Source organism: Pedobacter sp. KACC 23697, assembly GCF_045348445.1.
Lineage (GTDB): Bacteria > Bacteroidota > Bacteroidia > Sphingobacteriales > Sphingobacteriaceae > Pedobacter.
Window position 1 is genome coordinate 3,429,249 of record NZ_CP157485.1, and the last position, 21,625, is coordinate 3,450,873.

Annotated in this window: 15 protein-coding genes; 10 read left to right on the plus strand and 5 right to left on the minus strand. The window is 39.3% G+C overall.

Annotated features, from left to right (window positions below; all coding sequences use genetic code 11):
* Positions 1-67 precede the first annotated feature (67 nt).
* The 7 genes from ABEG20_RS13650 to msrA all read left to right on the plus strand — a co-directional run bounded on the left by ABEG20_RS13650 (position 68) and on the right by msrA (position 4,965).
* Entirely contained in the window at positions 68-802 is a 735-nt protein-coding gene (locus tag ABEG20_RS13650) for an ABC transporter permease (RefSeq protein WP_039478005.1), read from the plus strand.
* Entirely contained in the window at positions 802-1,554 is a 753-nt protein-coding gene (locus ABEG20_RS13655; protein WP_406823878.1) for an ABC transporter ATP-binding protein, read from the plus strand. The genes ABEG20_RS13650 and ABEG20_RS13655 overlap by 1 nt, the downstream gene beginning before the upstream one ends.
* A 20-nt stretch (positions 1,555-1,574) precedes the next feature.
* Complete coding sequence (locus ABEG20_RS13660; RefSeq protein WP_205056220.1) at positions 1,575-1,820, plus strand: DUF2281 domain-containing protein; 246 nt, start codon at positions 1,575-1,577, stop codon at positions 1,818-1,820.
* The gene (locus ABEG20_RS13665; protein ID WP_406823879.1) at positions 1,820-2,206 is read left to right on the plus strand and encodes a type II toxin-antitoxin system VapC family toxin; all 387 of its coding nucleotides are present in this window, start codon (positions 1,820-1,822) and stop codon (positions 2,204-2,206) included. The genes ABEG20_RS13660 and ABEG20_RS13665 overlap by 1 nt, the downstream gene beginning before the upstream one ends.
* Positions 2,207-3,088 carry a class I SAM-dependent methyltransferase gene (locus ABEG20_RS13670; protein ID WP_406823880.1) on the plus strand — a complete coding sequence of 294 codons (882 nt, stop codon included), beginning with the start codon at positions 2,207-2,209 and terminating at the stop codon, positions 3,086-3,088. It begins immediately after the preceding gene.
* A gap of 89 nt (positions 3,089-3,177) precedes the next feature.
* Complete coding sequence (locus tag ABEG20_RS13675) at positions 3,178-4,227, plus strand: hypothetical protein (RefSeq protein WP_406823881.1); 1,050 nt, start codon at positions 3,178-3,180, stop codon at positions 4,225-4,227.
* 195 nt (positions 4,228-4,422) lie between these two features.
* Entirely contained in the window at positions 4,423-4,965 is a 543-nt protein-coding gene (gene msrA / locus ABEG20_RS13680) for a peptide-methionine (S)-S-oxide reductase MsrA (RefSeq protein ID WP_406823882.1), read from the plus strand.
* On the opposite strand, the gene ABEG20_RS13685 is transcribed toward msrA, so the two are convergent.
* The 5 genes from ABEG20_RS13685 to ABEG20_RS13705 all read right to left on the minus strand — a co-directional run bounded on the left by ABEG20_RS13685 (position 4,966) and on the right by ABEG20_RS13705 (position 13,147).
* Entirely contained in the window at positions 4,966-6,054 is a 1,089-nt protein-coding gene (locus ABEG20_RS13685; RefSeq protein ID WP_406823883.1) for an acyl-CoA dehydrogenase family protein, read from the minus strand.
* A gap of 21 nt (positions 6,055-6,075) precedes the next feature.
* Positions 6,076-6,735: a nicotinamide riboside transporter PnuC gene (gene pnuC / locus ABEG20_RS13690; RefSeq protein ID WP_406823884.1), complete on the minus strand. Its 660-nt coding sequence runs from the start codon at positions 6,733-6,735 to the stop codon at positions 6,076-6,078.
* A 357-nt stretch (positions 6,736-7,092) separates the two neighbouring features.
* The gene (locus ABEG20_RS13695) at positions 7,093-9,975 is read right to left on the minus strand and encodes a DNA gyrase/topoisomerase IV subunit A (protein ID WP_406823885.1); all 2,883 of its coding nucleotides are present in this window, start codon (positions 9,973-9,975) and stop codon (positions 7,093-7,095) included.
* A gap of 792 nt (positions 9,976-10,767) precedes the next feature.
* A complete protein-coding gene (locus tag ABEG20_RS13700; RefSeq protein WP_406823886.1) occupies positions 10,768-12,450 on the minus strand; it encodes a PNGase F N-terminal domain-containing protein in 1,683 nt (560 codons plus the stop codon).
* Between the two features lie 208 nt (positions 12,451-12,658).
* A complete protein-coding gene (locus ABEG20_RS13705) occupies positions 12,659-13,147 on the minus strand; it encodes a cytidine deaminase (protein WP_406823887.1) in 489 nt (162 codons plus the stop codon).
* A 148-nt stretch (positions 13,148-13,295) separates the two neighbouring features.
* On the opposite strand from ABEG20_RS13705, the gene ABEG20_RS13710 reads away from it, so the two are divergent.
* Genes ABEG20_RS13710 through ABEG20_RS13720 form a run of 3 tightly spaced genes read left to right on the plus strand, consistent with a single transcriptional unit; the run spans position 13,296 to position 21,613 of the window.
* On the plus strand, positions 13,296-18,284 hold the full coding sequence (locus ABEG20_RS13710) for a translocation/assembly module TamB domain-containing protein (protein WP_406823888.1): 4,989 nt from the start codon (positions 13,296-13,298) through the stop codon (positions 18,282-18,284).
* Positions 18,268-20,583, plus strand: coding sequence for a BamA/TamA family outer membrane protein (locus ABEG20_RS13715; protein ID WP_406823889.1), 2,316 nt, complete (start codon positions 18,268-18,270; stop codon positions 20,581-20,583). Before ABEG20_RS13710 ends, ABEG20_RS13715 begins: the two co-directional genes overlap by 17 nt.
* A 7-nt stretch (positions 20,584-20,590) precedes the next feature.
* A complete protein-coding gene (locus ABEG20_RS13720) occupies positions 20,591-21,613 on the plus strand; it encodes a YihY/virulence factor BrkB family protein (RefSeq protein ID WP_406823890.1) in 1,023 nt (340 codons plus the stop codon).
* Positions 21,614-21,625: the final 12 nt, after the last annotated feature.

Consider the following 21,625-nt stretch of genomic DNA (forward strand, 5'->3'; position numbering starts at 1 on the left):
CCAACTTTTTTATCGTTTCTTTGTAGTAGTATAGAATGATCATTTAAATTAAGCAAATACATACGGAATGAATTTTACCAATTTCGGCAGATACATCCTGCTACTCAAGTCTGTATTCAGAAAGCCGGAAAAACTGAAAATTTACCTGAAAGAAATCGCCAAACAAATGGATTATGTTGGCGTGGGTTCTTTAGGTCTAATTGCTATTATTTCTACTTTTATCGGTGCAGTAATGACTTTACAAATTGCTTTCCAGCTGGTTAGTGATTTTATTCCAAAAACCATTATCGGTTCTGTAAACCGGGATTCGAGTATATTGGAATTAAGCCCGACCATTAGTGCAATTGTACTGGCTGGAAAAATCGGCTCAGCCATTTCATCCGAAATCGGCTCTATGCGGGTTACCGAACAGATTGATGCGCTGGAAATTATGGGCATTAATGCACCAGGTTATTTAATTCTCCCTAAAATTATTTCGGGTATAACCATGGTACCCATGCTGGTGATTATTTCGATGTTCTTAAGCATCACCGGCGGTTATATTGGTGGTTCGGTTTCTGGAGCAGTAACACCGGCAGAATATATCCAAGGTATTACTACTGATTTTAACCCTTATACCATTACTGTTGCTTTGGTAAAAGCATTTGTATTCGGTTTTATCATTACCTCTGTTCCGGCGTACGAGGGATTTTACGTTCGCGGTGGTGCTTTAGAGGTTTCGCAAGCCAGTACAAGGGCGGTTGTAATTAGCTGTATTTCTATTTTAGCTTGCGATTATATCGTGACCCAATTGTTATTGTAATGATCGAAATTAAAGATATTTATAAGTCATTCTCTGGGAACGACGTCTTAAAAGGCATTTCCGGAAAGTTTGAAGAAGGTGTGACCAACTTAATTATTGGTGGCTCGGGATCAGGAAAAACAACCCTGCTGAAATGTATGGTAGGTTTGCACCAGCCAGATTCTGGCTCGGTATTGTACGATGGACGGGATTTTACACCAATGACCTATGAACAGCGTATTGAGGTACGTAAAGAAATTGGCATGTTGTTTCAAGGCTCTGCCCTGTTTGATAGTATGACGGTTGAAGAAAACATTATGTTTCCATTAAACATGTTTACTGATCAAAGCCGAAAAGAAAAGCTGGAAAGAGTTGATTTTTGTTTGGAAAGGGTAAACCTGGCCGGTAAAAACAAATTATTCCCGGCAGAATTATCTGGTGGTATGAAAAAACGTGTGGGTATTGCACGTGCCATTTCGATGAACCCAAAATACCTGTTCTGTGATGAGCCTAACTCGGGCTTGGATCCGAAAACTTCCATCGTCATTGATGAACTGATCAAGGAAATTACTGAAGAATATAAAACCACTACCATTGTGGTAACGCACGATATGAACTCCGTAATGGGGATTGGCGATTACATTCTGTTTCTGCATGAAGGAAAGAAATTCTGGGAAGGCAGCAATAAGGAAATCGCCCATACCGACATTCAGGAACTGAACGATTTCGTATTTGCCAGCCGCTTCATGAAAGCAGCAAAAGACAAGTTTTAAGAAAAATCGTATATTTGTATATGACTACGGCAACTAAAAATATCATTCACAAATTGGAAACCTTACCAGAAAGCATGGTAAACGAGGTAGAAGATTTTATTGATTTTTTAAAAGCCAAACATTCGAAGAGCTTCCCTAAATCGTCAAATGAACAGGCGAATGTTGTTGAAGAGCCAAAAAGCCTGTATGGTGCTGCAAAAGGTACAATTCTTTATATCTCTGATGATTTTAATGAACCATTAGATGAACTAAAGGATTATATGTAATGCGTTTTTTATTAGACACCCACATTTGTTTATTTTTTATCAATGGAGATTATTCTATCTCAAAAAAGGTAATTGATATCATCAACAATCATGATTCAGAAAAATATATAAGTGTAGTAAGCATCTGGGAAATTACGATCAAACTTAATATTGGGAAGTTGAAATTAAAAGATGATATAAATTCTATCTATCAGTTGCTTGAAAAGCATGGTGTAAAAATACTGCAACCATCTAAGAGCGATTTCATTACCTACTTTACATTACCTTTGAGACATAAAGACCCATTTGATAGATTAATTATTTCCCAAGCACTTACAAATGATTTAACCTTGATAACTGACAATCAATATATTGTCAATTATCCAAATTTAAAGTTATTTAATTAAATGATACAATTACTCGCCCCCACCCACTGGAAAGATTATGAACTGATAGATTGCGGGGATTTTGAAAAATTAGAACGTTTTGGTAACGTAATCCTGATCCGTCCTGAACCTCAGGCGGTATGGAAAAAAACATTATCAGAACAGGATTGGAAAAAAACAGCCAATATTACTTTCAGGGGCCGTTCAGCTACCTCTGGCGAATGGGTGAAAAAAAATCAGTCCATTCCAGACCGTTGGCATGTGGAATATAAAAATAATGAAGTAGCCATTAAACTTCGTTTAGGTTTAACTTCATTTAAACATGTGGGCGTATTTCCGGAGCAAGCCGTAAACTGGGATTTTATCTCCTCATCAATTAAAAAATTTAAAACGCCACAGCCTAAAGTTTTAAATCTTTTCGCCTATACCGGTGCGGCATCGCTCATTGCAAATGCTGCAGGAGCAGAAACTACCCACGTAGATTCGATTAAACAGGTGGTGACCTGGGCAAATGAAAACCAGGAACTTTCGGGACTGAAAGATACCCGCTGGATGGTGGAGGATGCACTAAAATATGTTAAGAAAGAATTAAAAAGGGGCAAAAAATACAATGGCATTATCCTAGACCCACCAGCTTATGGCCATGGCCCTAATGGAGAAAAATGGAAACTGGAAGACCATATCCAGGAAATGATGCAGGATGTAGTACAGTTATTAGATGAAAAAGAACATTTCCTTATCCTGAATACCTATTCACTTGGTTTTTCATCGGTAATTGTTGAAAATTTAATCCGTACTTCTTTTCCCGCGGTTAAAAATCTCGAAACAGGAGAACTTTATCTACAGGCTACCTCTGGCATTAAATTACCACTAGGTGTTTTTGGTAAATTCTGTAATGTGTAAATGTTGATTACTTTATTTTAAACTACCAGATTTCAGCCCTACTTTCATCGGTCCGGAAAAAAACTAAATTTTAATTATCTAATATATCTATGAAATTCCCTCAATTAGCAGGCACCGTAATACTTGGTTTTGCTGCAATCAGCTTATTTGCCAACTGCAATTCAGACAGTAAAGGCGGAAACAGCATTGGTAAAATCTTCTCCACTGATACCACCAAAAAGAAAACCGACTCAACCGCAAACGTCATGAAACCGGTTGATCCAAAGCTTTACGATTCGTTGGTAAAAAAACTGGCAAATGGAGATACAACAGGCAAATGGCCGGTTAAAAAACAACCATATCCTTTAGCAGGCGCTATTTTACCATTTAAACGTATAGTTGTTTATTATGGAAACCTACATTCGAAAAAAATGGGGGCACTCGGTGAATATGCGCCCAAAGAAATGTGGCAACGCCTGAATGCTGAAGTTAAACATTGGGAAAAAGCTGATCCTTCAACTCCTGTACAACCAGGATTACATTATATTGCCGCGGTAGCCAGTGGAACGCCCGGAAAAGATGGAAAATACATCAACAGGATGGGCAACAAACAGATTGATTCTGTTTTGAAAATCGCCAAAATGCAACCTAATACCATCGTCTTTTTAGATCTTCAGGTCGCCTTAAGTACCATAAAAGCCGAATTACCCCACATCGAAAAATATCTTGAACTGCCTTATGTCCATTTAGGTATCGACCCAGAGTTTTCGATGAAAGATGGCTCTTTGCCTGGTAAAAAAATCGGCACCTATGATGCTGCCGACGTCAATTATGTAACGCAATACCTGGCCGACATTGTTAAAAAGCATAATTTGCCTCCAAAAGTATTCATATTACACCGCTTTACAAAAAAGATGGTAACCAATTCAGCTAATATTAAACTCCGTCCTGAAGTACAGGTGGTGGTACATATGGATGGATGGGGTGAACCTGAATTAAAAAAAGGTACTTATCGCCACTTTATACAAAGCGAACCGGTGCAGTTTACAGGCTTTAAGCTATTCTACAAAAATGATCTGAAAAAGGAACCTAAGCGGTTAATGACGCCAGAGGAATTATTAAAGCTTACGCCAAAACCGATATATATCCAATATCAATAAATTTGAAGCCTGTAATTGCGATTACAGGCTTTTTTTGTATCCCTAACTGGCCGCTATCTTATGGTATTCATATAAAACAAGCACTACTCAAAACCTATGGGAATAATTAACCTTTAACCCTGATGTAATATCAAAAAAATGTCTTTTTTTTGAATTAATATAAAAATTGGAATAGATTTTATTCAAGGTAGGATTATGCAGATAGCAACATTTGGCGGAGGCTGTTTTTGGTGCACCGAAGCCGTTTTTCAGACTTTAAATGGCGTAAGTCAGGTTACATCGGGCTACATGGGCGGAGATTTAAAACATCCTACCTATATGGAAATATGTAATGGTGATACCGGACATGCAGAAGTGATTCAAGTGTTATTTGATGAAAACATGATTTCGTTTGCTGAACTTTTATTGGTATTCTTTAAAACCCATAACCCCACAACCTTAAACAGACAGGGTAATGACGTTGGTACACAATACCGCTCGGTAGTTTTTTATGAAAATGAAGAGCAGAAAGAGCAGACGGAGAAAATGATTGCGGACTTAACTAAACAGCATATTTTCGACAAGCCCATTGCTACAGAAGTTGCTCCGGTAGCTGAATTTTATGAAGCAGAAGATTATCATCAAAATTATTTTGGCCACAACCAGTCAAAACCATATTGCGCTTTTGTAATACAGCCTAAACTGAATAAGTTTGTTGCAGATTTTAAAGATAAAGTTAAAGCAGCGTATTTAGAATAATTAGCTTTCGAAAGTAAGTAAGGCATGTTGGCTGGCCGTATAAATATCCCTCCAAACCCTATTCATTTCAGATTCTTTTTTTGCAGCTTCTAAACCACAGTATGGAAATAAGGCGGCAGCCAGTTTCCAACAGGTATGGGCCAGTTTTCGGCTACTTGAGCTTACCTCTTTCAACTTGTCATCTTCAATTTCACCTTTACTCATTAACTGATGCCATGAATCATCAAAAGCGCGGTAAAATTGCGTACGAAGGGTTAACAATTCATCTTTGCTGCGGTTAAGCTCGTTGTTAAAAAACAAAATCTGCGCTTCGCTGTATCTTCCCAGCCCGGAGCGGGCATAAAAAGATTGTTCTACCAGTTTAATAAAATGATTGGTCATTCCTAAACTATTTACTGTTAGTGTGGTTTCTGCAAGCTGCAGAAAGGGATAATCAAAACCGCAATTGGCCACTTCAATTTGCTGGTTAATTTTAAAGGCCCTATTTTCGTTAACACTTAAATTACAAACTTCAAATGCATGGCTTCCTGTGGCTATTAAACCAAAGTAAGACCAGCCCGGTAAAATCTTTACTTCCGCTTTTTTAAGGATAAATGACATAATTTTTGGCGATCCATTTTCATCCAGAATATCATCACCGCTTTCGTTTTTAAGGGTACAGTTAGCGGTAAATATGGTGGCATGTAACGCACCGCTCGCATAATTCCATTTTCCATTGATCAGATAACCTTGTTTGGTTTTAACGGCTACTCCACCAACAGCACCACTCCCTGCAAAACAAACTTCACGGTCGGCAAAAATCTCTGCTGCCAATGCCGGATTCAAAAATCCGGCAAACCAACCTGCGCCCGCACAAAGTGTAATGGTCCAGCCTAAACTCCCATCTGCTTCCGCCAATTCTTCTTCCAACCTTAAAATTTCTGGAAGTTTTTTACCTGGCCCGCCGTAAACCTCGGGCACAAAAAGTTTAAACCAATTTTCCTGATAGGCCAGTTCCAAAATTTCGGGGTGGAGTTTACCCATTTCTTCAGAAAGTGCGGTATAAGCTTTTACTTTTTCCTGCCATGTATGGGTTAATGTCTCGCTCATGAATTTTTGTGCAATACGTAATTACGCTAAACTAAGTTTGCTTTTGTCAATGATCTTTTTCCATTCAAAAAAACCAAATATAGCTACGATGAACAAAAACGTTGTTAAACAAGCCATAAGCGGAAGTTTTTTATGAAAAAGCAATGGGATGGCCACAATATTGGATATGTTAAGGAATATCCAGTTTTCTATTTTGCGTTTAGCTAACAGCCACATACCTGCCCAGGCAAATGCAGAAACAAAGGCATCTGCGATTGGAACATCCGATTTGGTAAAGAAAATATCTATTTTGGCAATTACAAAATGTTCAGGTAAATTTATTAGTGCAGTATAGAAAATTCCGAATCCTATTACAGAAATTAAAACAGCTATCACGAGTTCATTTCTTGTTGACCATAACACTTCCTGATGGCGGTGATTTTCCTGATTTTTCCAAATTAGCCAACCATATACGCTCATTACCAAATAATAGAAATTCAGCACAATTTCAGCATATAAATTCGCTTTATATAGTAAGGTCATCACCAATAAAATAGAAATAATCCCGGTTGGATATAGCCAGATATTATTTTTCTTCGCTAATAAAACTTCAGATACGCCGAAACCAACAGCCAGCCATTCGATTAATGAGGTATGTAAAATCTGCTCCTGAAAAAGCTTAAACCAATCTTGAAAATTCATGTACAATAACTTGCCTTTCAGCCGGTAAAAGATAATTAAATACCGTTTTTGGGGCGAAACAGTTTTGTGAATTTTTAACCTCTTCCTACGGCGGCATTACCCGCATCAGGTTCATTTAAGGTTGAGGGCGGAGGGTTTTAAGGTCGAGGGGAAACCCTCTGCCTTCTACCTATCTACCTTTTTACCTTAAAATGGGTATAATCTCAGCAAATTGATGGCAACAGAAAATTGCATCATCAACAAGCACCCCTTTGAGCAAGGCAAATATAGGTTTAAAAATGAAAGTTTTCATTAAAATGCGAAGAGTTGTCAACTTTCTGACCTTTGGCCATTAAAGCTGACAACTTTCAAATCTATTTAAAATAGCCCTAACTGCCCTTTATCATCAATATCGATATCATCCGGATTGGTGATTTCGAAATCTACCTTTTTAACAGGCTTTTCGTCTGTATTGGGCTTATCCTCAGCTTTAACATCTTCTTTTTTAACTGCTTCAGCTTCTGATTTCGGTTTTTCTTTTGCTGGTTTTTCTTTTGCCTCTGTTTTATCAACCTTAACTGCAGGTACTTCTGCACGTTCGAACTTTGGTTTTGGCGGCATTACAACAGGCTCATTAATTACTGCTGGTTCGGTCACCGCATTATCGGTTTCCGGTTCTTCATTAACCGCTTCCGCTACAGGTATTGATTCTTCATCGCTGCTTTCTTCTTCTGTAGTCCTTTCTTCTGGTTCTTCAACAACTATTTCCGGCTCTTCTAATACTACTTTCTGAACATCATGCGGAGATAATCTATTGCCGTTCGCTTTCAATCCTTTAATATCAATCAGTTCTGCCAGGGTTAAATCCAATGTTTCCGGAATTTGTGTTTTACCTTTTAACACGTCAACAATAATTTTTGCTGAAGGATTTGAAGTCAGGTACAGCAATTTTGATTTCTGTTCCTCACTGATAAAAATGGTTTTCTTGCCATTAGCCTGCAGTTCGAACACAAAACGTTTGATAAAATAGTTTTGCGCTTTGCCTTCAAAATGAACTGCGGCAAAAATCTGTTCGGGATCAAACTTCTGGATCAGGATTAATCCGTCATCAAAATGATTACTCAGTTCGAAAGAACTCAACTCATAATATCCATCTTTGTGTACTTGTAATATACGATCATCCCCATCAAATTCGCCGAGGTATTTACCACGACCATCAACATTCAGACGCTTTAATAAATCATCGTACCAGATTTTTAGTCCTGATAAGGTAGAAACGCCTTTACTCTTCAGAATGATTTTTTTAACCGGATATTTGGATACGATATTACCCTGCGAACCGCGTCCTTTAATAGCCACCTCGGCAAAATCAAGATCGAACTGAAGCTTACGCAATTTAGAATGTGGCTTTAAGGCAACATTGATCACTTCGGCCTCTCCGTTCGGATTAGCGGTAAAGTATAAAACCTTCGATCCTTTCGATCCCTTGGTTAAATCATATTCCTTATCGCGTGTTACCCCTACTACAGCGAACCTTTTAATATACGAAGTACCGCTTGCCCCATCTTTATAAACCATGTTATATATGGTACGCTCGTCATTTTTCTTGAACACCTGCACATGGATAATACCCTTACCCACAAAAGTTTTATCGGCTACTTTGGTAATCATGCATTTTCCATCCTCGCGGAAAACGATGATTTCATCAATGTCCGAGCAATCGGCAACAAATTCATCCTTCCGTAAGCCTGAGCCCACAAAACCATCTTCCCGGTTTACATATAATTTTACGTTGGCCAATGCCACTTTAGATGCTTCTACCCGATCAAACAAACGGATTTCGGTTTTACGTTCCCTTCCTTTTCCGTATTTATCTTTCAATTTCTGGTACCAGGCAATGGCGTAATCCGTAAGGTGTTTTAAGTGATTTTTAACAACCTTAATCTCATCCTCCAGGTTTTTCATCTGCTCATCGGCCTTTTTCACATCAAAACGGGTGATGCTACTCATTGGCTTATCAATCAGCTTCTTAAAGTCCTCAGGTAATATTTCGCGGTAAAGCGATGGCTTAAACGGATCGAATAAAATGTGCAAAACCTCTACTACCGTTTCAAAATTGGATGAGTTTTCATATTCAGGATTTTTGTACATACCTTCCTGAATAAATATTTTAAGTAACGAACTAAAGAAAATTTTCTCCTGTAATTCATGCAGACGGATTTCGAGCTCTTTTTTGAGTAAACTCTTGGTATGTCTGGTATTTTCGATCAGGATATCGTTCACACTTAAAAAGTGTGGCTTATCTCCCTGGATAATACAGGTATTGGGCGAGATCGATACTTCACAGGCTGTGAAGGCATAAAGCGCATCAATGGTTACATCAGGCGAAATGCCCGGCGCCAGGTGCACTACAATTTCTACATTGGCGGCAGTATTATCTTCAATCTTCTTGATCTTGATTTTACCTTTATCATTTGCCGATAAAATACTATCGATTACAGAGCCTGTTGTGGTACTGAACGGTACTTCAGTGATGACCAAAGTTTTTTTATCCTTCTCGGTTATTTTGGCGCGCACACGGATTTTACCGCCACGCTGACCTTCGTTATAGTTCGAAAAATCGGCCATACCGCCCGTAAAGAAATCGGGCAGGATATTCGGGCGTATACCTCTCAGCGCTTCTATCGAGGCATCCAGCAATTCGATAAAATTGTGTGGCATTACCTTCGTTGCCAAACCTACAGCAATACCTTCTGCGCCTTGCGCCAATAACAAAGGGAATTTAACCGGTAAAGTAATCGGTTCATTGTTACGGCCGTCGTAACTTAACTGCCACTCGGTAGTATCAGGGTTGAATACCACTTCGTTGGCAAATTTTGACAAACGGGCCTCGATATAACGCGGTGCTGCAGCGCTATCGCCGGTAACCGGATCGCCCCAGTTCCCCTGCATATCGATCAATAAATCCTTTTGCCCGATCTGCACCATCGCATCGCCAATGGAGGCATCACCATGCGGGTGGTATTTCATGGTGTTACCGATTACGTTAGCTGCTTTATTGAAACGCCCGTCATCCATCTCTTTCAGAGAGTGCATAATGCGCCGTTGAACGGGCTTTAAACCATCATTAATGTGCGGAACTGCCCTATCGAGAATTACATAAGACGCATAATCGAGAAACCAGTTTTCGTATAAACCGTTGATTGGGGTTATGGTATGTTTGTGCTCTTCGTTTACGTTTTGATCTAATTCTTCACTCATTTATTTACAGAAATTGGCAGCCGTAAATATAATAAAAATGATGGCACGGCGTGAAGAGAGGTTATTCACATTTTGTAAAGTACATCCATCTTATCGGCTGGTGTCGCACCTGCCGAAATTTTAATTTGCTTGTGAAGATATAGAAAGCAGAGTTAAGCTTATTTTACCTTAAATGTCTTACATGGTAAAAGAGGAAAAAAAAGATCTTTCACTGCGTTCAGGATAACATATTTAATAGAAAAGTCGTCATCTCGACTGAAGCGCAGTCCCGAAGTTTCGGGAGAGATATGTTTTCATCGATCGGCTGGTGTTTCATTGCCAAAATTTACATTTCCTTGTGTTGATTTGGAAAGCAGGTTCCTGTATAACTATTAGGTGTTACTTCCGGCTTTCCGATTCGATCTTTTTTGCCCGCAAGCCACACTCAGCCTCAAAAAAGGATCTCCTCTGCAATCCGGTTTAGATGGATAGTTTTGCACTGCTATTTAGGGTGGCAAAGAGCAGAAAACAAAATCACATCTTGGAGATTGGCAATAAAGAACAATTGCAAACAAAACGTTGAGTTTATATTACCTTAAATGTCTTACATGGTAAAGAGGATAAAAAAGATCTTTCACTGCGTTCAGGATAACAGATTTAATAGAAAAATCGTCATCTCGGCTGAAGCGCAGTCCCGAATATTTGGAAGAGACATCTATCTAGATAGCCCTGCAAGATAGATTTCTCGACTGCGTTGCACTTCGCTCGAAAGGACGATCGCGTAGGGATACTAATCTCCTCAAAAATACTGCTCTATTCCTCCCCCAACAGCACACCCGAAACATTCCAGGCACTGGAGCTGCCGCCCTCAGGCTTTCCCATCGGGATGGTTACTTTTATAGTATGTGTACCGGCCTTTAAGTTGCCCAGATTGATCCAATTGGGGTTGGTAACCGTACCCGGACACCAATTAGAACGGCTTAAATCTGACGAAGAAAGTCCATTTTCAAAATTGCCTGAAGCCGGGTTTGATAAGCGATATGATCCGCAATCCTGCCGCCATGGGATGAAAGCAAAAACTTCTTTTTCATCTAACCAAAGCGTATTTTTCCGAGGTACAAACTCATCGCCATTACCCCAGCCGCCATGTCCGGTAGTGATGTAGCGCAGTTTTGCATCTTTTAAATCTCTTGTTAAAGTAAAAGAAACCTCCAATCCCTTATCGCTGCTGAACATCGTTGCATATTCCTGTCCGGCCATTTCCATTACATTGGTCGAGTTAAATAAAGGTAAAATCACCTCCTTTGTTTCTTTTGGTCTTCCGCCATTGTGCATAGTAATATTTAACGAGACCTGATGTCCGCCTTTATCATAATTACCAATAAAAACAGCTACCCATGCTTCTTTTCCATTTACGAATGGAAACAACTCCGAAACATCCTGACGATAATAAACTTTTTCTGCCCAGATTTTATCCTTTAATTTTAAGTTATTGTATTTACCCACGCCAAAAGGGGTAAAAAAGCGCATCAGTTCGATTACCGGCTGATAATCTGCAGTAGCCACTACCCCCTGGTACTGTTTCCCGTTTCCATTATCATAAACAGGTAGCGCCTTAACCGAATTTTTAAGCGCATCCATCAAACTGATCGTTTTATCAGTCGGGATAATAAATACTGAACCTGTTCTGTCATAGGCATCCCCGTTTGATTGTTCGGTTAAATCGACAAATACATTTGGGTTAGTTAACGCAGGGAATTTAACTTTTCTGGCGATTACTGTTCCGCCAGCAAAGCGAAAAACCGAATCGTTCGATTGTGGCTTATCAATAAAATTAATCGTTTCGTTATTAAAAACGTCTAGCGTGGTAAATCTGCTTTTCCAAAGTAAATCTTTATAGGTTAAACCATCTGTTAGTTTAGCACCTATTTTTTGTAAGTCTATAGGCTGCGCTTTCTTAACCTCTTCAATTTTTGTAGCCGTTATATAACTGTTTCCATTACGCACCTGCTCTAAAACAAGTCCTAAACTTTGGCCTAAATTCGTAGGTGCCGCTTTTATAGCTGCATCGGTGGTATACCATAAATCGATACGGTTAGAATTTACCACCGTTGTGGCCTTTTTGCAAGTGTAGCCCAAAATTACTTTTGTCTCCGTGCCAAACTCAAAAAGCTGCTTGGCAATTGCAGCACTATCGGCAGTGGCTATCTGATGATCAGCACCCAAATCGGCCACCTGAAATAAAATCTGATCCGGTTTCGTTACCATGCTCTGTTCGTATGGATATTTTGCCTTATGATCGAGAATAGCCCCATTACTGATTAAGTTCTGTTTTGCAGAAACAATAACCACTATAGGGTTTCGATCTTCTTTGGGTTTCCCATCAGCAGACCGAAAATAAGTGATTTTATAAACTGCGTTACTTTTTAGTACGCGTTGCGCCTGCAGGTTAAAAGAAATAATAACAGAAAAAACGAGGACGGAAAGGTGCTTCATTGTGGTAAAAAAACAAATATAGAAAATAGTTTACATTCGTATCTGCTGGTGATACACTAACCGATAGACTAAGGTAGAAATCCTCATCCCGACCGGAGCAGCGCGGAGTGGAGAGATCTAATAAGACAGATTTCTCGACTGCGTTGCCCCCGATTGCTATCGGGTCCGCTCGAAATGACGACAATTGAGAGAAAAGATACTATCTCGACTACCGCTCCAACCTATCCTCAACAAAAGCAAAAGGTATCAAACTCTTTACACTGGGCACTTTTAAAACTTCGCCGTTCAAACAGTAAAAAATGACCTCAATCGGTGCATGTTGTTTACGCTCAAATTCTACCATTACCTGCAAGCAGCCTCCGCAAGAAGTTACGGGTTTTAAAATCTCAAAATTATCGGTCTGCGCAGTAATCGCCATACTTTCTATTACTGCATCCGGATAAATAGAACCAATACTAAAAAGTGCAACACGCTCTGCACAAAGACCTGATGGATAGGCTAAATTTTCCTGGTTGCTCCCCAAAATGATTTCGCCAGAGGCCAGGCGAATAGCTGTACCCACCCTGAATTTTGAATATGGAGAATACGAAGTAAGTAGTGCCTGTTCTGAACGCTCACAAAGGGCTCTATCGGCCAATGTCAATTCCGAAATGCCGGCATACTGTTCAAAAGTTATATTAAGATTTATTGAATTCATTTTAAAGTGATTATACAACCGCCAATGTTAAATTTTTATGGCGGGCGAACAATTTAGTTTATTTTTTGTATTATTTAGTAAACCTGCCTTAAAATTAATTTTACTGGCATGCTTTAAGCATTTATCAAAACACCAAACACGCTTAGCTTTGAATAAATACGTACGCAAAAGTCTTAAAATTTTATTGTGGGTAATTGCCTCCATCATCATCCTGGTTATTAGTATAGCCCTGTCCCTAAATATTCCAGCTGTTCAAAATTTTGTTAAAGGGAAAGCCATCAACTATCTTAAAAACAAAACCAAAACGGAGGTCAGTTTGGAAAGTATCAAAATTGCTTTGCCAAAAGATGTGGTTTTAAACAAATTTTACATCGAAGACCGTAAAGGCGACACCTTATTGTATGCTGAAAAACTTGCTGTAGACATCAGTTTATTTAAGCTGCTAAAAAATACGGTTGAAATCAATAACGTTGAACTTAAAAATGTTCGTGCCAATGTGAAGCGTATCGCTCCGGATACCACTTTTAACTTTTCTTTCCTGGTGGATGCTTTTGCAAGCGATCAGCAAAAACCAGAAGAGCAAGTAAAGAAAGACACCACTTCTACGCTAAAATTCTCTGTTGATAAAGTTTCATTCGAAGATATTGGCATTAATTACCGCGATGATGTTGCGGGTAATGATGTGAAATTATATCTAGGTGCATTTAAAACCAAAATTAAAGATTTCGACCTCGCCAACCAGCATTATATCATTAAAGAATTAAGCCTGGTCAACACTTCATTCCGTTATCTGCAGCAAAAACCACTGGTCCAATTGGTGCAACATATTACCAACAGCGTAGATAGCACTGAAAAAAAACAGGGTAAACTGCCGTTAATTGAGATACAGAATTTTGTTTTCAACAAGGTGAAGGTTAATTACGATGACCTGATTTCGACGACTAAAGCTGTCGCCGATGTGAATGACCTGGGCCTCGTAAATCTGAAAGTAGATTTAACCAATAGCAAATATTCGGTAGATGATGCGCATTTAAACAAATCAAACATCCTTTTTGCATTTAAGCCCGCTCCAAGTAATGATTTAAAGAAAGTTAAAGATACGGTAGTTCCCGAAAAATCGCCATTGGGTTTAATGATTAGGAACATTAGTTTAGCTGATAACGATGTACAGTTTGATAACCTGGGCGCAAAACCTGCTGCTAAAGGAATAGATTTTAACCACCTTAAAATTAACCAGCTTAATTTGGGGGCAAGTGAGGTAAGTTATAGCGCCGCAGGTATAAAAGCTAATGTTAAAAATGGCTCTTTGAAAGAAAAAAGCGGCTTTGTATTAGACGAATTGCGTGGTGATGCAGTATATAATGACAAACAGATTAAACTGAGCAATTTTATCCTGAAAACCCCAAATACTTCAATTGAAAATAAAACTGAGTTAAATTTCACCTCAATGGAGGATTTAACCAAACACCCTGAACGCGTAAAACTGAGTATTGCCCTTAAAAACACTACCATTGGTTTAAAAGATGCCGGGTACTTTAGCACTGCCGTACCGGCCAATTACCGCAACGAAAAAATTAAAATCAATGCTGATGTGAATGGCTATCTGAACGATTTGACTATTCCAAAATTACAGATCAGTGGTTTAAAAAATACACAGATCGATATCAGTGGAAAAGTAAAGGGGCTGCCTGATATTAAAAAAACTTTTCTTGATTTAAACATTAAAAAACTTCATGTTACCAAAGGTGATATTTTGGTAGCTGTACCTAAAAAATCTCTTCCTCCCTCAATCGAACTGCCTAATGTAATCGATGCTAAAGGTAATTTTAGAGGTTCAATGACCGATTTTAACACCAACCTGAACATCAATACCGATATGGGTGGCGCTGTGGTAGTTGCGAGCATGAATGGCCCTAAGGGTAAAGAAAGTTACAAGGCAGATGTCAGTTTGAATAACTTCAACGTAGGCAGGCTGTTAAAAATGCAACCTAAACTCGGCCGCGTTTCAGTTAAGGCCAATGTGGCGGGTACGGGCCTTGATCCTAAAAAAATAGATACGAAGTTTAATGCCAAAGTGTTAAACGCTTATTACAATAAATACACCTACCGCAATTTAATTCTTGCCGGGGATTACAGCAACCAGCGAATCAACATCAAGAGCAGCATGCCCGATAGCAATGCCAACTTTAATTTAAATGCAAAAGTAAATCTCGCAGGTAAATATCCGGCAATAAAAGCTGACCTGAACCTAAAACAGGTAAACCTACAGGCTTTAAACTTTAGTCCGACGGTTTTAAGTGCAGCAGGTGTGGTAAAAGTAGACCTGACTACTGCGGATGCCGATTATTTAAACGGATCGGTTGATGTAACCGGCTTGCAACTGGTAAAAGATAAACAAAGAATTAATGTAGATACGATTTCGGTCAGGGCAAAATCTACGGCAACCGAAAACGAGCTGACACTTAAATCGGAAGTACTTTCTGCAAAAATCGACGGAAAATACCAACTGACCAAAGTGGGAAGTGCAATCATTAACGAAATCAATAAATATTATGCTTTTGGCACCGTTACAAAGGTTCCCGATCAGCGTTTAAGATTTTTTGTACAGGTTTATGATTCTAAATTATTAAAGAATTTTGTGCCCGAATTAACGGTATTTAAACCATCTCAGTTTTACGGATTGATTGATACGCAAAAAGACAGCCTGCAGATTAAAGGTAATTTCCCGCAGGTAGTTTATGGCGATTTCAAAGTAGATACGACGGTTTTAAATATCAACAACGATAACAATAAATTAGACTACAGCTTAACTGTTAAAGCCCTTCAAAGTCCATCTGTTGCGCTTTTCAATACCGAAGTAAGCGGCGATGCGGCCAATAACAATTTAGAGGTTAACATTTTCTTGCGAGACAGGCAGAAAAAAGACAAATATGTTATTGGCGGTAGTTTCCAATCGATTAATAAAGACTTTAAATTCTCTTTGGATCCGCAGAAGTTATTGCTCGATTATCAAAAATGGGTAGTCTCGCAAGATAACTACATCCAGTTCGGGGCGTCGGGCATCTTGGTTAACCAGTTTCAGATCAGCAACAATGGGCAGTCATTATCCATCAACAGTAATCCTACACAACCCAATGCACCGCTAGCTATAGCATTTAAAGATTTCCAACTGGAAACCTTAACCAAATTTGCCGAAACCGATACGACTTTGGTTGGCGGCCGTTTAAACGGAACCGCGAATGTTAAAGATCTGGCCAGTACACCAAAATTTGAAGCAAACCTCACCATCGACCAGTTGCGTTACCAGAAAGATCAGCTGGGCACCTTACGTTTAGCCGTAAACAATAATACCGAAAATGCCTTCGAGGTAAACGTGGCCTTAACTGGCGTGCACGAATTAAGGGTGAATGGATTTTATTATACCGCACCTAAAAGCGCTTTAGATCTTACCGTGAATATCGATAAGATTGAAATGAAAAATATTGAGAGTTTATCTGCAGGTCAGCTTAAAAACGGAACGGGTACCCTAACAGGTGCACTCAGTGTAAAAGGTGAATTAACTGCTCCAAAAATATTAGGCGATTTAACTTTCAATAATGCAGGAATCAGGGTGGCATACGTAAACTCCTATTTCCGCATGCCTAATGAGAAGATTTCTTTTACAAATGAAGGGATCAGTTTTAATAACTTTACGCTGATCGATTCCTTAAATCAGAAAGCGACCATCAACGGAAAGGTTTATACCGGTGATTTCAAAAATTATCGTTTTGGTTTAGACATCCGAATGAACAACTTCAGGGCAATCAATTCGACCGCAGCTGATAATGATCTCATTTATGGAACGGTATTTTTAACCAGTGATATTAAAGTACGCGGCGATTTGAACCAGCCTGATGTGAACATGAATGTTAGGGTGAACAAGGGTACAAAATTCTTCTTTGCCTTGCCAACAAGCGATCCTTCAATCATAGATCAGGAAGGAATTGTGCAGTTTATTGATGCTGATGCCCCACCATTTAATGGTCAGAAAGCTTTAAAAGTAGACAGCGTAAGTAAAGCCGCCATGAAAGGAATTAACCTGGTTGCAGCGATTACCATCGATCCTGAAGCAGAGCTGAATGTAGTGGTAGATCCGTCCAATGGTGATGCCCTGAATATCAAAGGCGAGGCAGATCTTAATGCAACGATGGATCAGAGCGGTAAAATCAGTTTAACCGGCCGTTACGAAATTATAGATGGTTCGTACAATTTATCCGTTGGTCCGCTAGGCAAAAAAGCCTTTAAACTCGTTAAAGGAAGCACCATTGTCTGGACGGGTGAGCCTACTTCGGCGAACGTAAATTTAACGGCATTGTACGAAGTGAATGCGGCACCTATCGACCTGATCAATGATCCTGATAATATCCAGGCTAAAACCAAACTGCCTTTCCAGGTTTATTTAATGATGAAGGGTGAACTATTAAAACCGATCATTTCTTTCAAACTTGATTTGCCGGAAAACGAACGTGGCGCACTAAATGGCACGGTTTACACCAAATTAATCAACGTGAACCGCGATGAAAGTGAATTGAATAAACAGGTTTTTGCCCTGTTGGCATTGAACAGGTTTATCGCCAATAATCCTTTCCAAAGTTTGGCGGGCGGCGGCGGTGGCGTTTCTACCCTGGCCAGATCGAGTGTGAGTAAATTATTGACAGAACAGTTAAATAACCTCGCTTCCGATCTCATTCAAGGTGTAGAGTTGAACTTTGGTGTAAATTCATCAGAAGATTATTCTACCGGATCGCTTCAGCAGAAAACAGACCTGGAAGTTGGTTTATCTAAAAAATTATTAAATGATAGACTTACGGTAACGGTAGGTAGCTCTTTTGCATTGGAAGGGCCGCAGGCACCAGGCGAAAAATCGACAGATATAGGCGGAAATGTCAATGTTGAATATGCTTTATCAGCTGACGGAAGATATAGATTAAGGGCTTACCGACGCAACCAAAACGACGTAATTGTACAGGGACAAATTATCGAAACCGGTTTGGGTTTTACCCTGGTAGTAGATTACAATAGATTCAGAGAGATTTTCCAGAAAAAACGCAACAGAAGAAACATTGAACAAAAACCTAAAAATGAGACAACTAATTAGACCTACTTTATTCATACTGGCCTGCTTAGTTTGGGCTGCTTGTAGCTCTACCAAATCGTTAAAGCCAGGGCAACATTTATATACAGGTGCCGAAGTAAAAATCAATCCGGATTCTTCAGGTAAAATTGATGATGAAAAACAGGTAAAGCGCGACTTAGAAAGCAAAACAAGACCCCGCCCCAATAGTTCTATTTTAGGCATAAAGTTTAAACTTGGTATTTACAACCTGGCCGGAGAGCCAAAAAAACCGAAAGGTTTTAGAAACTGGTTACGCAGGCAGGGAGAAGCCCCGGTGCTGCTTAACGAAGTTAAGCTGAAATATAATAATGATGTGCTTACCAGCTATCTCATCAGCGAGGGGTATTTACAGGCATCTGTTATTGGAGATACGGTAGTGAAAGATAAAAAAGGTAAAGCGGTTTACACTGCAGAAACCGGTAACCGATATAAAATCAATAAAGTTACCTTCCCTCCTGATACTGGCGTTTTAACCAAAATCATCAATCAGAATAAAAATAAAACATTAATCAAAGCAGGCGATTATTACGACCTCGACACGTATAAAAATGAGCGTATCAGGATCGATAACGACCTTAAAGAGCAGGGCTATTTTTATTTTAGCCCTGATTACCTGATTATGCAGGTCGACAGTACCATTGGTAAAAACCTGGTAAATGTAAACATTAAAGTTAAAGACATTGCACCAGATGCCGGATTGAAACCTTACACCATCAGGGATATCAATATTTACCCAAGCTATAGCCTGCGAAGAGATACGATATTAAGAAAGTTAAAACCACTTGAATATCACGATTTCAACATTTATGATGATCGCAATACCTTTAAGCCAAGATTATTTGATCGTTTGGTCTTCTTTCAAAAAGGCGAACGTTACAACCGTAAAGATCATAATCAATCATTAAACAGAATGGTCAATATTGGTGCTTTCAGGGATGTCAGGGCAGAATTTTTACCGGTTGATAGTTTCAAAAATAATCAGTTGGACCTGAATATTTATCTTACCCCGTTAAAGAAAAATTCGTTGAGCTTTTCGGTTACAGGTACCAGTAAATCGAACAACTTTGTGGGTTCTGAAGTAAAAGTGACGCAAACCACCCGAAACTTATTCAGGGGCGCCGAGCAATTGGATGTAAGTGTTAGTGGTGGTTTCGAGACTCAGGTAAGGGGTACTTCGCTGGGCCGCAACTCCTTATCATTTACAGCTGAAGGAAAACTAACCTTCCCAAGGTTTATTGTACCATTTTACAAACCTAACAGCACGAATGCTTTTATTCCGAAAACCATCGCTTCGCTCTCCTATCAAATGCTTAACCGTGGTTCTGAATACACCTTACATGCCATAAAAGGTGAATATGGTTACAATTTCAAGGAAAACCAGTATAAAGAGCATAATTTCAATCCGATCTCCATTAGCTACATCTCTACAGGTTTTCCTGATTCTAATAGAAGAGACAGCTTATTTAAAGCTAACCCTTTGTTAAGGAGCACCCTCGAAAACCAATTTATTATTGGTAGCAGCTATAACTTTACCTATACTAACCAGATGGAAACCAACCGCCGAAACAATGTATATTTCTATGGCGGTTTGGAAACAGGTGGCAATGTTTGGGGGCTTTTTACACCAACAAATGATCAGGGTCAAAAAACGCTGTTCAATACACCCTTAACTCAATTTATCCGGGCAGAAGCCGATTTAAGGGATTATTATAAAATTAACCGCAACCTGGTTTGGGCCAATCGTTTAAATCTGGGTTATGGCTATGCCTATGGTAACAGTACTTCACTACCCTTTGTAAGGCAGTTTTTTGCTGGAGGCAGCAACGATATCAGGGCTTTTCCGGCGCGTACCTTAGGCCCTGGTACTTATAAAGTGCCGGATGATGCACTTTTTGCAGATCAGGGGGGGGATATTAAATTAATGCTCAATTCAGAACTTCGTTTTAAAATTGTAAGTGTACTTTATGGCGCACTGTTTGTAGATGCGGGAAATATCTGGCTGAGGAAAGAAGATTTGGGCGAACCTGGCAAACCGGAAACGGCCAGACTGGGATCAGGTTTTAAGTTAAAAAATACCTTTAACGAATTAGCTGTAGGTACAGGAGCCGGTTTACGTGTAGATGCAACCATTTTTGTAGTTCGCCTGGATGTGGCCTTCCCTGTGCGCAAACCATACCTGCCTGCAGGACAAAGATGGGTATTTGATGATATTGCCTTCGGCAATAAAGATTGGCGCAGACAGAATTTAATTTTTAACATAGGTATAGGATATCCGTTTTAATTTTCAGATGAAAGTAATCAACAAGATCAAAAATTTCTTTATTGCGCTTTATCATCTCTTTATTGCTGCCGGAAAAGGTTTTGTGGAAGATCGGGTGACCAAATTAAGTGCTTCCCTTGCTTACTACACTATTTTTTCACTTACACCGCTCATTATTATTCTGCTCTCGGCAGCCACCTTATTTTTTGGCAACGAAAGAAACCAAAAAACAAGGGGTCAGTTTTATGGTCAGGTTACCGAAATGGTGGGCAAAGATGCAGCCGCACAAATCCAGGGGTTTGTAGAACATGCCAATAAATCAGGCCAATCTACCATTGGTTTAATTATCGGTATAGGTACGCTGATTATCGGATCTACGGCTATTTTTATAGAAATACAAGATAGCATCAACATGATCTGGAAAGTAAAGGCCGTACCTAAGAAAGGCTGGCTAAAGATGCTTACCAACAGATTATTGTCTTTTTCATTAATTGTATCAATGGGCTTTTTATTGCTGGTATCGCTGGTAATAAATAGTATTGTGGTGGGTTTGGGCTCAAAATTGGCCAACCTGCTTTCGCAAAGCCAAATCGAGGAAGTGATCCCAGTCGCCAACGACACCATGACCTTGCTGATTTATATTTTGAACAACGTCATTACCCTGGCCGCTGTAACCGCTGTTTTTACGGTTATTTTTAAGGTATTGCCAGACGTGGTTATCCGCTGGAAATCGGCAATAATAGGTGCGTTATTTACTGCTGTTCTTTTCAGTTTAGGTAAATATTTGATTGGGATTTATATCGAAAAAGGTAATCCGGGTTCTGCTTTTGGTGCAGCCAGTTCTATCATTGTGATTTTATTGTGGATTTATTATACCTCCATTATACTCTACTTCGGTGCAGAATTTACTCAGGCCTATGCCGAAAAATATGATAACGGCATTGCTCCCAGTAAATATGCCGTATTTACAAAAATCACCATCGTAGAAAAAAAGGTAGATGTATTACCTCCTCAGCATCCCGAAAATACAGTAAATGCACCTCAAGAATAATTACTATTTGAG